Consider the following 12523-nt stretch of genomic DNA (forward strand, 5'->3'; position numbering starts at 1 on the left):
AAACTCTACCTAATCGATCCTCGAACGTTCCTCCGTCTGCCTATTTCAAATTCCTAATTCAAAACTCAGCACTCATAACTCAGAATGCAGAACTGGCTTCATTCTGCCCGTCTCGCCTTTCTCGCGCGTCACGCTATCCGGCTAAACGAACAAAGCGGGGGGAGAGTCACCTCGGGTTCGTCGATAGAGGAGTTCAAGACCTTCTAACGTCAGGAGTGGCTCAACTTTTTGAATGGAAGAGGTTTCGGCTGCCAGGATGGAACTGAGCCCTCCGGTGCCGATCACGTAGGCAGAGCGTCCGAGTTCCTGCTCCATTCGCCGCACGACAGTATCGACCAGTCCTGCATAACCGAATAACAGACCTGCTTGAATGCTACCGGCTGTGTCCGTGCCGATCACGGTTTTCGGACGGATCAATTCCACCTTGGCCAGTTTGGCGGCCCGTGTGAACAGGGCTTCCGCCGAGATTCCAAGACCAGGGGCGATGACGCCTCCGAGGTAGTGGCCTTCGGCCGTGATGGCACAGAAGGTTGTGGCGGTGCCAAAATCGACGACGATGAGATCGCGGCGATGCTTATGGTACGCAGCCGCGGCATTGACCAGCCGGTCGCTGCCAATTTCCTTTGGGTTGGGGTAACGGAGCGTGAGTCCCGTGTCCGTATCCGAGGTGACGACCAGAGGACGCTGATGAAAATATTGTTCGAGCATGTCTTCGAAGGTTCCGGTCAGCGCGGGGACGACGCTGGAGACGATGGTGCCGGAGATCGAGGGAGGGGGAATTCCCACTGCTGTCAGGAGGCTGACAAAGAGGATGCCGTACTCATCCGAAGTTTTTTTTACTTCTGTGGCCAGTCGCCAGTGAGCCGCCAGGGTGCGGTCGTTGTAGACGCCCCAGACAATGTTGGTGTTGCCGATGTCAACGACGAGGAGCATGGGATCTATTGTACGTTTCAATCGGGTGGTTTAGCCAGTAGGTCATCCAGTTTATCTGGTTTGTTTCGTTTGTCTCAGTCAACCAAACACACCAAAGAGACCAAACACACCAAAAAACGCTCGGCTCATGTTCTCAGGTGGATGATGTCAGCCACGCGCAGGCGCTGAATTTCCGGGGGGCGGCCATCGGTGGGAAGGGGGCGTTGGATGACTCGCAACGCCCCGTCTGGCTCGATAGTTTCGGCGAGTCCCACAAATTCCTTGCCGTCGGTCAGCGTGGCTTTGACGTGCTTTCCGATTGTGCTGCAGCGTTGTCGGTACGCCAAAGCGATTCGTTCCGATCCACGGGACTCACACTCGACAAGACAGGCTTCGAGCTCATGCAGGAACTGCGTAAGAAGCCGATGGCGCTCGACGCGGCGTCCTGTTTCTTGGTAGATGGTTGTGGCCGTTTCTCGCAGGTCTTCTGGGAACTCGCTCCGATCCCCGTTGACGTTCAACCCCATGCCGATCACTTGAAACGGCTCAGATCGCGCTCCCGTTCCACTTTCGCACAGGATGCCGCCGACCTTGCGTTCGCCGAGGAGCATATCGTTCGGCCATTTGACTGCGACGCCGGCTGCGGCAACCAATTCGATGGATTCAGCCGCAGCCAGGGCAGTCAGTAACGGGAGCCAAGAGAGCCACTCGGCCAGCCGATCGTGGCGGATCGGTTTTCTGATGACGATGGAGCAATAGAGGTTGACGCCCGGGGGAGAAAACCACTGTCGCGAGAGCCGGCCGCGGCCTTCCGTTTGGGACTCGGCTACGATGACGGTGCCGTGCTCAACACCAGCGTGGGCGAGGGCGACCGCCTCTCGGTTCGTTGAATCGATATGATCGCGCAGTTCGATGCGATGGCCGAGGGCTTGCGTGGCCAATGTGTTGCGGATTGCATCAAGGCTGAGCGGTGAGAAGGGGCGGGTCACCTGGTCGTCCTCCTGCTCGCGGAACGCGCACGATAGGAATGTGCTCGTTCGACGCGCGCAATCGAGGACCGACCAGGTGACCCTTGCATTTGAACATACGGGGTCAGGCACCATTTGTCGGAACGACCTGAAGGACGCTGCGCACAAATGGTGCCTGACCCCATACGCACTCCCACCATTCTCAACCTTAACCTCAACCTCAGCCTTCTTCATGCGTTATGGATCTGCCCGTAAGCGGCTCGACCACCAGGCTCATGGTCGCGCCAGGGGCTGAATGGGTAAGGGCTCCGATGGAGATGCGGTCCGGGCCCGCCGCTGCCATCGCTCGAACGTTCTTCAATGTGATGCCGCCGGATACTTCGACGAGCGCTCGCCCCTTGATCAGCCGGACGGCTTGACGGACTGCGGCCACGCTCATGTTATCGAGGAGAATGATGTCGGCTTGTCCTGCGAGGGCCTGTCGCACATCTGCCAACGATTCCACTTCAACAATAATTTTCATGGTCCGAAGGTTGTTGGACCTTGCCTTGCGGCAAGCAGTCTGGACCGGCCTCGTCGTGTGGCTCAAGAGGGCTAGGTGATTGTCCTTGATGAGGACTGCGTCGCTCAGCGACTGGCGGTGATTGGCGCCTCCTCCGAGGAGGACCGCCCACTTCTGAAGGGCGCGTAGGCCTGGGATCGTCTTTCTCGTGTCGAGGATGGCCACGGGGTATCCTCGCACCGCGTCGCAGAATCGACGCGTCAACGTTGCGACGCCGGAGAGGTGTTGGAGAAAGTTCAGGGCCACTCGTTCGGCCTTCAGGATGGATCGCCCGTCTCCTTCGATCTGGAGGAGACAATCTCCGCTCTGCGCTCGTTCCCCATCCTGGCGATGGATGGATAAGGCAAGGGCTGCATCCACGGTCTGAAAGGTTCGCACGGCAGCGGCAAGACCAGCGACCACCAACGGTTGCTGGGCAATAATGCGGGCAAGCGCCGGTGTGGGAGAGGGAAAGAGTGCGGCTGTTGTGACGTCGTCTACAGGGAGATCTTCTTGGAGTGCCAGTCGAATTGCGCGCCGTATATCGGCAACCGGAGGGATGATCATCGATTACGACCCCAGCATGCCCTGTACTTGTTGTGCACTGCTGGCGAGCATGGATTGATCCCGGCGCAGGTTTTTCACACGATTCTGATGATCGGCAATGACATCAGGTGGGGCCTTGGCAATAAACTCTTGATTGCGCAGTTTCCCTTCCAGCCGCTGGATCTCCTTCGCCTGTTCAGATTGCTCTTTGTTGATGCGATCCAGCGCCTTCTTGAGATCCACGTCGCCCGCCACCGTCATACCGACGGATAAGCCTTCCGTCACCAACCTCAGGAGGTTGCTGGTCGGCCAGCTGATCGGCGGGGCCAGATCAACAGTGCCGCGGCCGAGATGGGCGAGGTAGCTTCGGAGTTCATGTAGATGATCCTGTCGCTGCTGCTCGTCATGTGCGACGTAGAACGTGGTCTGTTGCCCTGGTGGATAGTTCAATAGGACGCGCGAGGTACGTACCAGGCTGATGGTCTGTTCGAGCAGTGTAAATCGTTGGTCCATCTCCGGCGCTGTCCACGAAGATTCAGGGGTCGGATAGTTCTGAACCACAATGCTCTCACCCTGATGGGGGAGGGTATGCCAGATCTCTTCGGTGAGATACGGCATGAAGGGGTGCAGCAGGCGCATGGTCGTTTCGAGCGTCTCGACAAGGGTCTGTCTGGTCCCTGACCCTTCCGGGCTCGCCGAGTTTTGAAGGGTGGGCTTGATCAGTTCGAGGTACCAGTCGCAGTACTCGTGCCAGATGAATTGGTACAGGGCATTCGCTGCGCGGTCGAATCGATAGGCCTCCAACTCAGAGGTGACCGACTGGATGGTCTGGTTCAGGCGGCTCAGAATCCAGCGATCGGGGAAGGTCCGTTCGGATGGCGGTATGGCCGTTCGCGGTCCATCGAGATTCATGAGGCTGAAGCGGGCTGCGTTCCAGATTTTGTTCGAAAAATTCCTGTAGCCTTCGATCCGCTCCTCGGCAAGTTTAATGTCGCGTCCCGGCGAGGCCATCGACGCGAGCGTAAAGCGGAGCGCGTCGGTGCCGAACTGCTCCATCACATGCAACGGATCAATGACATTGCCTTTCGACTTGCTCATTTTCTGCCCGTCGGCATCACGGACAAGGGCATGGATATAGATATCACGAAAGGGGACATCGCCCATGAATTTCAGGCCCATCATGATCATGCGGGCAACCCAGAAAAACAGAATGTCGAGTCCGGTGACGAGGGTCGAAGTCGGATAGTAGGTCTTCAACTCAGGCGTGCGGTCAGGCCATCCCAGTGTAGAGAAGGGCCAGAGGGCAGAGGAGAACCAGGTATCGAGGACATCGGGGTCTCGCAAAAAATCCTGACCGCCACATTCGGGACACTGTGCGGGGGCAGACCGTGACACGATCGGTTGCGCTTCTTGCGTGAACGTATACTGCCATATTGTCACTTCGGGAGGGAGGTCATCTTCTCCTGATGTTCCGACGGAGTGCCCGGCCTTTAATATATGGTCGTGGTTGCATTTCGTGCAGTACCACGCAGGAATCTGATGCCCCCACCAAATTTGTCGTGAGACACACCAGTCTTTGATGTCCCGCATCCAACCGAGATAGTTATTGGTCCAGCCTTCCGGGATGATCCGAATCTTTCCGGTTTCGACAGCTTCGATCGCTGGTGTGGCCAGTGGCTGAATCTTTACGAACCACTGAGGAGACAGGTAGGGCTCGACCACTGTCTTGCAGCGATAGCATTTCCCGAGCGCCATCTTGTGGTCTTCGACCTTCTCAAGATGACCGCGTTCTGTTAAGGCGTCCACCACAGCTGAGCGTGCTTTTTGGACAGGCTTGCACGCGAGATTCAACGACGGATCAACTTGGGCTTCGTGGAGTCCAACCCCGTCCATTTCAGCTCGTGCGGTGAAAATAGAAATTCGCGGTAGCTTGTGGCGCTCACCAGCCTCAAAGTCGTTGAAGTCGTGAGCCGGAGTAATTTTCACGGCGCCGGTGCCGAACTCGAGGTCCACCAAGATCGGATCGCCCACAACTGGAATTTCACGTGTGGTCAACGGCAAACGGACTTTTCTCCCGATGAGATGGCGATAACGCGGGTCGTCGGGATGGACTGCGACTGCCGTGTCGCCCAGCATCGTCTCCGGTCGTGTCGTGGCCACGATAAGGGTATGGTGTGGGTCGTCCACAAGAGGGTAGCGGATATGGTAGAGCTTCCCTTTCACATCTTCATGCTCAACTTCGATGTCCGACAGAGCCGTCAGACAGCGCGGGCACCAATTGATCAGACGTTCTCCACGATAGATTAGTCCATCTTCATAAAGCCGCACAAAGACTTCGAGCACGGCTTTCGAGAGCCCTTCATCCATGGTGAAGCGGAGACGATCCCAATCGCAGGACTCTCCGAGCCGTTTCTGTTGACGGATAATAGTGTCTCCAGAGGCCGCCTTCCATTGCCAGACCCGCTCGATGAAACGTTCGCGTCCAAGGGATTCCCGGGAAAGGCCTTCGGCCATGAGCTGCTTTTCCACGACGTTCTGTGTGGCAATCCCGGCATGATCAGTGCCCGGAAGCCAGAGCACATTGAGGCCCTGCATACGTCGCCAGCGTATCAGTATGTCCTGTAGGGAATGGTTCAACGCATGGCCGACATGGAGTGAGCCTGTGATGTTGGGTGGCGGAATCACGATGCAGTATGGTTGGCCTGGATGAGTCGGCGAGGCATGGAAATAGCCCTGCTGGCTCCAGACCTGAGACCAACGCGCTTCGACCGCTTTGGGGTCGTAGATTTTATCGAGCTGAGGTGTGCTCATCAAGTTTTCATCCGTCGTTCGTGAAGCGTGAAGCGTGAAGCGTGAAACGTCAGAATCCGGAAACGAACGACGCTTCACGAGATACGCTTCACGGGTTTTATGAGGGTCAACTGCCGTGCGGTTTCACGCCCCGCTTGAAACGCGTGGCATCTTAGCATGCGGATGGCGCCCTCTCAAAGCGACGTGGGAGACACAGATAGGCGTATCCCTGAGAACGCTGAAAAAGCCTGTCCAGCTGCATTCTCGACTTGAGGGGTGCCGAGCCCTATGTTATACAGACCCACACAAGGCGAGGGCGAAGGATTCGTTCCGCTTCCACTTTTTACAATTTGGAGAGACTATGGCCACAGGGCGTGAGAAAGACCGTAAGACGAGAAAGAAGCATCGAAAGAATATTGCACGGAAGAAGGCCTTGGTGGCAGCCAGTCGGGGGAAGGCTAAGAAGGGCAAGAAAGGGTAAAGCGAAGCAGGTTGAGGCTAAGGTCGAGGTTGAGCAAAGATCAGACTCTTTCCATCTCCGCCTTAACCTTAGCCTAAACCTCAACCTTCCCGAGAGCTGGCAGACTTTTTCAGCATCCTGCTAGGCAGCTCGTGTGAGGCGTGAAATCTCCGCTTTAATCTGCTCTTCGGCTAGGTTTGGTACGAGATGTAGAACGGCCTGTTCAACCTGCGTTTGGGCCGTTGTCTGAACGAGGGCTTCAACCACACCAGAAGTCTGTTTGGCGGCGGCCTCTTGAATCTCTGCTTTGACGAGTCCCTCAAGTGATTGGAGTTCCCCCCGTACCATATCGGACAGGGCGGTGCGCACAGCGTTGAGTTCTTCGCGGACGAATTGATCGATGCGCTCTTTGATCAGGGGGCTCGCGACTTCGGAAATGCTCTGACGAATGATGGGTGTGAAGAGAGACATTTCCTGTGAGAGGATTTTCGGAAACGCTCCCATGATCAACGGTTCAAGCGCCTGAGTCAACCGCGTTTCCGAGATGGCCTCGCCCATTTGTGTGCGTACCTCTGTTTCCACCGCTTTGGCGACGAGGGTTGCGAGATCTTTCCCTACCATCTTGGGGAGCAGCTCGACAATCTTTTTTTCCGTCCGTTCCGACATGGACTGAAGGAGTTGACCAAAGAGGCCCTTCATCGCTTCTTCCGGGCCGGCTGTTGAGGCCTGTGTTGCGCTGGTGGTAGTCACGGGGGGATCTTTCGGTTGGGGGTTGTGTGTGATGGCCTGTTCCTCTTCTTCCTCGGTTACGTTGTCATTGTCGAGGGCGTCATCATCGAAGTCGGTTGAGCTTGAGACGGGAGGCCAGGAGCGAGACTTCTTCTTTGTTCCGTTCTTTCTGGATGCCTGCTGTGTTTCCAAGTCCTTGATCACGTCGATGAGGCTTTCGGACTGAAACGGTTTGTTAAGAAAGGCCTTCACCCCCAGCGAACGGAGGTGGCCTTCATCCACACGATCGGAAGGGCTGGTGAGGGAGACGATATAGGTTTCTGCCAGGTTATCCAGCTTGTGGATTTCTTTGCAGAACCCCGAGAAGGTCATGCTCTCCAAATGATAGTCCGCGATGATGAGATTCGGACTCATCCGGCGTGCCGCTTCCAAGGCTGTTGGGCCATCCTGGAATCCCACGACATCGCATCCTTCCGGTTTCGAGATCTCCTCCACCAACCGGCGGACGGCGGGACTACTGTCGACGACAAAGATGGTCGAAGCCACCTAACCCTCCAATGTTATTGAACTATATCGAAGCTAACAGTGGGGGTATTCTTTGTCAAGAAATCGCATGATAGATGCGCGTTTTGACTTCAGATTTTTGAACTGACTACAATTCAGCCGCAGTAGGAATGTACGACCAATGAAAACCCCTATCCAGGTCATCTTTTTCGATGCAGCCGAGACCCTGTTTCACGTCAAGGGCTCAGTGGCGGAGATCTACTTGACTCATGCAGTTCAGCATGGGTTTCGGCAGACTCCTGATTCCCAGGCATTGATTACGCAAGCCTTTCAGCGCGCATTTCGCGACGCGCCGCCGCCGGTGTTTTCCACAACCGTTCCTGCCAGGTTAAAGGAATGTGAGCGGCTGTGGTGGTTCGACATCGTGCACAACGTGTTTTATCGCGTCGGGATGTTCGCGCGGTTCGATGAATTTTTCGAGCGGGTGTTTCAGGTGTTTGAAGATCCTCATTCCTGGGTCTTGTTTCCCGAAACTCATGCCGTGATGACCAGGCTGCGTGAAGAGGGGTTCGAGCTGGGGATCCTGTCCAACTTCGACTCTCGGCTTTTCCCTGTAATGCGGGGGCTCGGAATCGACGGGTTCTTCGATACCGTCACCATTGCAAGCCTCGCCAAGGCTGCCAAGCCGGCATCGAAGATTTTCGAAATCGCGCTTGAAAAACACGCATTCGATCCGGACGAAGCGATGCATGTGGGTGACAGTGTCCGGGATGATCTGGAAGGCGCAACAAGGGCTGGGCTGACCGGCGTGTTGTTGGATCGGACAGGGCGCACTCAGGCGCCGGGCGGGCATGTGATTCGAACCTTAGAGGAACTGCTTCCACTGTTAGGACGTTAAAAACGGTCTATCTGGTTCATTTGGTCGATCTGGTTAGTTTTCAAACCGATCACACGAGACAGACCGAATAGACCAGATAGACCGAACAGACCGGGTTAAAGCAGCTGCGGAACCAGATCTTTTGCGCGGCCTTGCAGCGAGAGGTCAACGAGGTTCGATTGCGGGGTGCTCTCGAGATTGATCTCAATGACCAGTGCTCCGACTGTCTTTGCGACTGACGCAAAGCCTGCGGCTGGGTAGACGACTCCTGACGTGCCGATCACAAGGAGGAGGTCGCAGCTACGGATGGCCTGGTCACAGCGACGCAGGTCTTCCTCCCAGAGCGATTCTCCAAACCAGACGATATGGGGCCGAAGTTGTGCATGGCACAGCCGGCAGGTCGGTAAGATGGAAAGAGGGACCTCCCGGTTTTCAGAGATGTCGCCGCAGCCTGTACAGCGAACCTTCCAGATATTGCCGTGAATCTCGGAGAGGCGTTGTGACCCGGCGGCGCGATGGAGTCCGTCAACATTTTGCGTAATCAGCCACATATGATCAGTCCATTGCCGTTCAAGCTCCACGAGCGCGTCATGGGCAGGATTCGGCTGTTTGGTGGCGATCAATTCTCTCCGCCAGTTGTACCATTCCCAGACCAGCCGAGGGTCCCGCTCAAAGGCCTCCGGGGTTGCGAGATCTTCCGCGCGAAAATTGCGCCACAAACCATCAATTCCTCGGAATGTCGGTACGCCACTATCGGCAGAAATGCCAGCTCCTGTGAGGATAGTCACGTTCCGGGCGGAGGCGAGGTGTGCGCGGGCGAGAAGAATCTGCTCGTCGGTGGCCATTCTTAGTTACCCAGGTGATCTCCGGCCCCCTAACAGCCTTCAGCCTATCTACCTATCAACCGGCGTCGATTCTAGCGCATTTCGAGGTGGCGAATCTGCGTGGTATAGTACGCCTCCCTTTCTTATGTGAGGTGAATGATGAAACAGATTCTCATGGTCGGGGCTGGGTCAGTCGGTGGATTTTTCGGCGCACAGTTGGCACAAGCGAATATTTCCGTGTCGTTCCTGCTCCGGCCCAAGACGCTCGCAGCAGTCAAGCAGAATGGCCTCACGATCCGCAGTGCCCAGGGTTCCTTCACCGTCCATCCACCGGCTGCGTCCGATCCGCGAGATCTCCCGAAGCCGGATCTGATCATCCTTTCCGTCAAGGCCTATGATCTGGATGAGGTGTTCACCCAAATCGAGCCGGTCCTGACGGATCGGACCGTCATCCTAACCCTGCAGAATGGAGTCGACACCGAAGACCGTATCGTGGCGCGTTTTCACCGGGATTGCGTCGTCGGCGGGATCGCCTATATCTATTCCAAGATCGCTGAGCCGGGCGTCATCGATCATTATAAGAAGGGGGCTGTGGCGATTGGAGAGATGATGGGCCATCACAGCGCTCGCCTGTTGGCCATCGCGGACCTCTTCAAGCAGGCGGGGATTCCTTGCCAGCTGGTCGACGACATCAGGCGTAGCAAGTGGGAGAAGCTTTGTTGGAATTGTGTCTTCAACCCCTTGACCGTGTTGATCGACGACAAGGTGGCCAAGGCGCTCGATCATCCCGAGATGCTGCGAGTGATTCACCAGCTCGTGGGTGAAATTGTGGCAGTGGCGGCCACAGCGAAGGTACCGCTTGCTGCCGATATGGCGGACAAGGTCGTGCGTTGGACTCAGGAGATTCGGGATATCCATACCTCGATGTATGACGATTGGAAGGCCGGTCGCCCGACTGAGATCGAATTTCTCAATGGGTATGTCGCGAAGCTCGGACGGCAATTCGGCATCCCGACGCCGCTGAACGATATGCTGACGGCCGTCATAAAGACCATCACGGAGCGGGATCGAACCGGTCCCGGCATCCTGCGGATCGAGGGGGCGGTGGTGCAGCCTGTCTCGCTCGATCGTGTTGCGATCGCATCGTTACCGGCAGAACAGCATCTCGATATTTCGACCGTGATGCCAGGTATGCAGGGCAAAGGGATTCGCCTCAAAGCTTTGCTGGATGTCCCGGCCCTGGCGATCAAGGCCGATCATGTGGCGGTACATTCGGGAGACGGAAAGTATTCAGCCTGTCTCACGCTGGAGCAGGCTAAATCATTCGGGGTGTTGGTCTATGAGCTCGATGGAGCACCGTTGCCGGAATCGAAGGGCGGACCGTTTCGATTAGTCACCCCGGGGCTTGGAGATCTGTGCGCGAACGTGAAGGGGGTGACGAGAATCGAGGTGACGATCGGAACGGGGAAGGACACGAGGCCAAAGAATTGCTAGCAGGGGAGGCGAGGGGACAGGCAACCATCCTTCTTGCTCGCAGAACGCGCACGATAGGAATGTGCTCGTTCGACGCGCGCAGAGTCGAAAATCGGGACATTCTGCATTTCTATCGATGTGCGGACGTGGAGGGGAGTGTTCAGCTTGTCGGTCAGTCATGGAACTGGTCATAGCGTAGAATGTTTCCGACCCCGTGGGTTTCTGCTGCTGTGACGCACGTGGCTGAGTCGCAACCGTTGGGTCCTCCAAGGGTGGAGCTGAAAAGGTTCCAGGAGCCATTGATTGTTGGATGCTCTGGGAGACGTATGAGATGGTATTCAAGTTATAGCGGATATGCTATAGTGTAATCGTGATCTGGGCCATATCCTTCTACAGTCAACGAGTAGAAGAAGAAATTCTCGCTCTGCCGGCCGGTATTCTTGCTCGTTTTCTCCTGTATGCCGAGAAGATGGAGACTTATGGCCCAGATCTTGGTATGCCGCACACTCGGGCCATGGGCGGAGGGATTTTTGAACTTGGGATCAAGGCTGCAGAGGGAATTGCGCGGGTGTTGTATTGCACCGTGGTCGGCCGCCGAGTTATTTTTCTTCACCAGTTCGTGAAGAAGACGGAGAAGACACCATCCAGGGAACTTGACCTCGCGCGGCGGCGGATGAAGGAGGTAAAGCATGACTAACACTCTCAAGCGATTCAAAGTACGTGCGCTTGTGCGTCCGGATGTGAAGAAGGCCTATGATGACTTGGCCGAGGAGTTTGCATTTCTCGATGAGCTGTTGAAGGCAAGGGCAGGGTCCGGCCTTACACAGGCGGAAGTTGCGGCTCGCATTGGCACGACTCAATCGGCCATTGCGCGTCTGGAGTCAGCCGAACCGAAGCATTCTCCCTCGATCGCCACGCTTCAAAAGTATGCGAAGGCTCTTGGCTACAAAGTAGAGATTCGTCTGATCAAGAACTCTCTCCGGCGTACGAGGGGCTCGACCGCACATGCTGCAAAGGTGGCAATGCGCCGTTCAGCCTAGTCCCCGCTTCGTTTCCTGCGGCATGCCACGCGCGGCTGAGGCGCAGCCGTTGGCTCTTCCAATGGTGGGTGCATGAAGACATTCAATGTGTATCGACACCCAGTCCAGGGTCTCGAAGCTGTGAAGGTCGGCTTCTCCTGGCCGGCGGCATCTGCCGGGCCGATATGGATGCTCGCCAAGCAGCTCTGGGGCTTGGCCGCTCTTTGGGTCGCCCTGTACTTATCCCTGTCACTGGTCGACCCCGGTACCGACAAATTCGAACCGGGTGTCGCTCAAGCTCTGATCTATCTTCATCTCGTCGTGGGATATTGTGCGCTCAGTCTCATACCAGGGCTCAAAGGAAACACATGGCGGGAGAGGAATCTCGTCCGGCGCGGATTCGAAATGGTCCGCACGGTTCAGGCTGAAACCCCCGAGGCGGCAATTTCGCAGGTGGCAGGTGAACCCTAGTCCAGTGGACCGGGCGCTGCGCTCCTCGGTGGGAAACAACAAGGGGGCGTGCCGTGAGGCACGCCCCCTGCATTCAGTGCCGTCAGAAAACTGCCGTGGTTACTTCAATGCGTCAATGCCGGCGCCGAAGTTAATGTGAAACGCCGCGCCATTCATCACTAAGGCCGGCACAGACTTCACGCCGGCAGCTTCAGCTTCTTTTATCCGCGCCTTGCTCGTGCCGAGGTGAACGTGCTCCACCGTATATTTCGCCGGATCCAGAGCGTTGGCGACGCTCTGTTCAGCCGCAACGCATACCGGACAGCCCGCGTGGTAAAAAATCGCTTTCGTTTTCATAATGATCCCCCTCCCGATGTGATGGTGTTGGTACGAGTGCCGTAATTCGGGCAGAATTGAAACTGCGTCCGAC

The 12523-nt window shown here is 56.4% G+C and carries 12 protein-coding genes; 5 read left to right on the plus strand and 7 right to left on the minus strand.

Features of this window, described 5'->3' with window-relative positions; translation table 11 throughout:
* Positions 1-141 precede the first annotated feature (141 nt).
* From HZB34_05585 to HZB34_05605, 5 genes are all read right to left on the minus strand, one after another.
* On the minus strand, positions 142-933 hold the full coding sequence (locus HZB34_05585; GenBank protein MBI5315424.1) for a type III pantothenate kinase: 792 nt from the start codon (positions 931-933) through the stop codon (positions 142-144).
* A gap of 125 nt (positions 934-1058) precedes the next feature.
* Positions 1059-1901 (minus strand): biotin--[acetyl-CoA-carboxylase] ligase, encoded by an 843-nt coding sequence (locus HZB34_05590; protein ID MBI5315425.1) that lies wholly within the window; start codon positions 1899-1901, stop codon positions 1059-1061.
* A gap of 199 nt (positions 1902-2100) precedes the next feature.
* Positions 2101-2988 carry a carboxylating nicotinate-nucleotide diphosphorylase gene (nadC, locus tag HZB34_05595; protein MBI5315426.1) on the minus strand — a complete coding sequence of 296 codons (888 nt, stop codon included), beginning with the start codon at positions 2986-2988 and terminating at the stop codon, positions 2101-2103.
* A gap of 3 nt (positions 2989-2991) precedes the next feature.
* On the minus strand, positions 2992-5778 hold the full coding sequence (locus HZB34_05600; protein ID MBI5315427.1) for a valine--tRNA ligase: 2787 nt from the start codon (positions 5776-5778) through the stop codon (positions 2992-2994).
* A gap of 580 nt (positions 5779-6358) precedes the next feature.
* Positions 6359-7492 carry a response regulator gene (locus tag HZB34_05605; protein ID MBI5315428.1) on the minus strand — a complete coding sequence of 378 codons (1134 nt, stop codon included), beginning with the start codon at positions 7490-7492 and terminating at the stop codon, positions 6359-6361.
* 139 nt (positions 7493-7631) lie between these two features.
* On the opposite strand from HZB34_05605, the gene HZB34_05610 reads away from it, so the two are divergent.
* Positions 7632-8348 (plus strand): HAD-IA family hydrolase, encoded by a 717-nt coding sequence (locus tag HZB34_05610; protein MBI5315429.1) that lies wholly within the window; start codon positions 7632-7634, stop codon positions 8346-8348.
* A 95-nt stretch (positions 8349-8443) separates the two neighbouring features.
* On the opposite strand, the gene HZB34_05615 is transcribed toward HZB34_05610, so the two are convergent.
* Positions 8444-9172, minus strand: a complete 729-nt coding sequence (locus HZB34_05615) for an NAD-dependent deacylase (GenBank protein MBI5315430.1) — start codon at positions 9170-9172, stop codon at positions 8444-8446.
* A gap of 135 nt (positions 9173-9307) precedes the next feature.
* Here HZB34_05615 and HZB34_05620 point away from each other — a divergent pair, with 135 nt between their 5' ends.
* The 4 genes from HZB34_05620 to HZB34_05635 all read left to right on the plus strand — a co-directional run bounded on the left by HZB34_05620 (position 9308) and on the right by HZB34_05635 (position 12114).
* Positions 9308-10645: a 2-dehydropantoate 2-reductase gene (locus HZB34_05620; GenBank protein MBI5315431.1), complete on the plus strand. Its 1338-nt coding sequence runs from the start codon at positions 9308-9310 to the stop codon at positions 10643-10645.
* Positions 10646-10994: 349 nt separating this feature from the next.
* A complete protein-coding gene (locus HZB34_05625; GenBank protein ID MBI5315432.1) occupies positions 10995-11321 on the plus strand; it encodes a type II toxin-antitoxin system RelE/ParE family toxin in 327 nt (108 codons plus the stop codon).
* Positions 11314-11664: a helix-turn-helix transcriptional regulator gene (locus tag HZB34_05630; protein MBI5315433.1), complete on the plus strand. Its 351-nt coding sequence runs from the start codon at positions 11314-11316 to the stop codon at positions 11662-11664. The genes HZB34_05625 and HZB34_05630 overlap by 8 nt, the downstream gene beginning before the upstream one ends.
* Positions 11665-11736: 72 nt before the next feature.
* Complete coding sequence (locus HZB34_05635; GenBank protein MBI5315434.1) at positions 11737-12114, plus strand: DUF2628 domain-containing protein; 378 nt, start codon at positions 11737-11739, stop codon at positions 12112-12114.
* Positions 12115-12213: 99 nt separating this feature from the next.
* Here HZB34_05635 and HZB34_05640 read toward each other — a convergent pair whose 3' ends face one another.
* Entirely contained in the window at positions 12214-12450 is a 237-nt protein-coding gene (locus HZB34_05640) for a thioredoxin family protein (GenBank protein ID MBI5315435.1), read from the minus strand.
* Positions 12451-12523: the final 73 nt, after the last annotated feature.

This window comes from Nitrospirota bacterium, from assembly GCA_016219645.1.
Classification (GTDB): domain Bacteria; phylum Nitrospirota; class Nitrospiria; order Nitrospirales; family Nitrospiraceae; genus Palsa-1315.

What these genes read in the sequence shown, in the direction of transcription:
- HZB34_05615 (MBI5315430.1), bottom strand. Translation starts at nt 9,172, where the DNA reads ATGGCCACCGACGAGCAGATTCTTCTCGCCCGCGCACACCTCGCCTCC.
- HZB34_05640 (MBI5315435.1), bottom strand. Translation starts at nt 12,450, where the DNA reads ATGAAAACGAAAGCGATTTTTTACCACGCGGGCTGTCCGGTATGCGTT.
- HZB34_05630 (MBI5315433.1), top strand. Translation starts at nt 11,314, where the DNA reads ATGACTAACACTCTCAAGCGATTCAAAGTACGTGCGCTTGTGCGTCCG.
- HZB34_05610 (MBI5315429.1), top strand. Translation starts at nt 7,632, where the DNA reads ATGAAAACCCCTATCCAGGTCATCTTTTTCGATGCAGCCGAGACCCTG.
- nadC (MBI5315426.1), bottom strand. Translation starts at nt 2,988, where the DNA reads ATGATCATCCCTCCGGTTGCCGATATACGGCGCGCAATTCGACTGGCA.
- HZB34_05620 (MBI5315431.1), top strand. Translation starts at nt 9,308, where the DNA reads ATGATGAAACAGATTCTCATGGTCGGGGCTGGGTCAGTCGGTGGATTT.
- HZB34_05600 (MBI5315427.1), bottom strand. Translation starts at nt 5,778, where the DNA reads ATGAGCACACCTCAGCTCGATAAAATCTACGACCCCAAAGCGGTCGAA.
- HZB34_05585 (MBI5315424.1), bottom strand. Translation starts at nt 933, where the DNA reads ATGCTCCTCGTCGTTGACATCGGCAACACCAACATTGTCTGGGGCGTC.
- HZB34_05635 (MBI5315434.1), top strand. Translation starts at nt 11,737, where the DNA reads ATGAAGACATTCAATGTGTATCGACACCCAGTCCAGGGTCTCGAAGCT.